Source organism: Planktosalinus sp. (genome assembly GCF_059864935.1).
This window is the reverse complement of the sequence record NZ_JCBCCK010000378.1, coordinates 1-1,974: the sequence shown is the minus strand read 5'-3', so window position 1 is coordinate 1,974 and position 1,974 is coordinate 1. Positions and strand designations below refer to the sequence as shown.

Genomic DNA, 1,974 nt, shown 5'->3' with positions numbered 1-1,974 from the left:
ATTTTTCTTGCTGTCTCACTCAACTCCTGTAGGGAAAAAGAAGAAAACAAAACAGAAACAGAACAGCTAATTGATGAGATGAGTAGAGAAGGAGCAGATGTTAAATACAAAGAAACTGAGGATGGCTCAAAATTAATTATGGAAACCGACGACAAAAAAGTCAAGATATTGACAGATGAAGACGGAAATACCACAAAAGTAAAAATCAAAGATACATCTGACGACGACAATTAAGGAAATGATTTATTTTTTAAAAACGGTTCTGAAATAGAGCCGTTTTTTTTTTATTTATATTTACCAAAAAATAATTTAATCAACTATTATGATGAAAAATTTAATTGTATTTATTTTACTTGTGGGTCTCATTTCCTGTGGGGAAAAAAAACAAGAAGAAGTTTCACAAGAGTGGGATGTAAGTGTTGAACACCTTGAAAGACACATTAAAGAATTGGCATCAGATGCTTATATGGGCAGAAAACCTATGACCATTGGTGAAGAACTCACAGTAGCCTATCTTGAAAAAGAATTACAAGAAATTGGAGTTGCCCCTGCCAATAACGGTTCATATCTTCAGGATGTTGCTTTAATCACAGTCAACTCAGTGCCTGATGAACAAATTACTTTAACCGGAGGTGAACCCCCCCTTACACTGAATAGAGGAGAGGATTATGTGGTTTTTTCTCAACTCATTCAAGATGAAATAAAAGTTGAAGATGCCGAGTTTGTGTTTTGTGGGTTCGGAATTGTAGCCCCGGAATATGATTGGAACGATTATGAAGGCATTGATATGACCGGAAAAATCGCAGTGGTGATGGTCAATGATCCCGGGTACTATCTTCAAGACGAAGACATGTTTACCGGAAACGCTATGACTTATTATGGCCGCTGGACATACAAATATGAAGAAGCCGCAAGACAAGGAGCAGCAGGTATAATTATCATTCACGAAGATGCAGCAGCTGGCTATCCTTGGGGTGTTGTTCAGGGCTCTTGGTCAGGATCAAAATCGCAGTTGGATTTGCCTGAAGGGACAGTAAAATATGCTCCTTTGCAAGGTTGGATTACATCAAATGTTGCCAAACAACTTTTTGATCAAGCCGGTAAGAATCAGGAAGAATTATTTGAAAGTGCTAAAAATGCAGATTTTAAACCAACTCCACTTGGAATAAAAACAAACGTAACAATGAAAAATACATTTGAGCGCGGCACTTCGCCAAACGTAATTGGTATTATAGAAGGGAAAGGAAGACCTGATGAATACATCATTTACACAGCCCACTGGGATCACCTTGGCGGTGAAGACCCCAATGACAGCAGCACAATTTACAATGGTGCAGTAGATAACGCAACAGGAACAGCAATGCTTCTCGAAATAGCAAGAGCTGTAATGGAAAGGGATGAGCCTTTAGAAAGGTCAATGGTTTTCTTGTTTGTAACCGCAGAAGAGCAAGGCTTGTTAGGCTCTGCTTATTATGCTGCCAACCCCATTTTTCCAACAAATAAAACTGTAGCTAATATGAATATTGATGCTGTATACCCTTATGGACCTACAAACGATTTATTGGTTGTAGGGCATCATCAAAATGATTTAGCAGATTGGGCCGAAGATATTGTTGCTTCTCAGGAAAGATATATTTTGCCTGATCAAGAAGCTGAAAAAGGGTTCTACTACCGCTCAGACCATTTCAATCTTGCTAAAGTAGGTATTCCTGCAATGTATGCCAGTGGCGGAACAGACCTAAGGGAAGGTGGAAAAGAAGAAGGCATAAGACTGCGCACAGAATACAACCAAAAATATTACCACAAACCAGGCGATGAGTACAATCCCGAAATCTGGAATATGGGAAGCATTGCACAGGATGCCGAGTTTTACTTTAGACTGGGCGTGAAAATAGCAAACATTCAAGACTGGCCACAGTGGAGTGAAAACTCAGAGTTTAGAGCCGTAAGGGAAAAGGATTTGAAAAAATAAAA

General features: G+C 39.0%; 2 protein-coding genes. Both read left to right on the top strand.

Annotation, left to right across the window (positions count from 1 at the left end; translation table 11 throughout):
• Nucleotides 1–234, top strand: a 234-nt coding sequence (locus tag AC6F75_RS11900; RefSeq protein WP_500715239.1) for a hypothetical protein, incomplete at its 5' end; no start/stop codon positions are given.
• Between the two features lie 88 nt (nucleotides 235–322).
• Entirely contained in the window at nucleotides 323–1,972 is a 1,650-nt protein-coding gene (locus tag AC6F75_RS11895; RefSeq protein ID WP_500715238.1) for a M28 family peptidase, read from the top strand.
• Nucleotides 1,973–1,974: the final 2 nt, after the last annotated feature.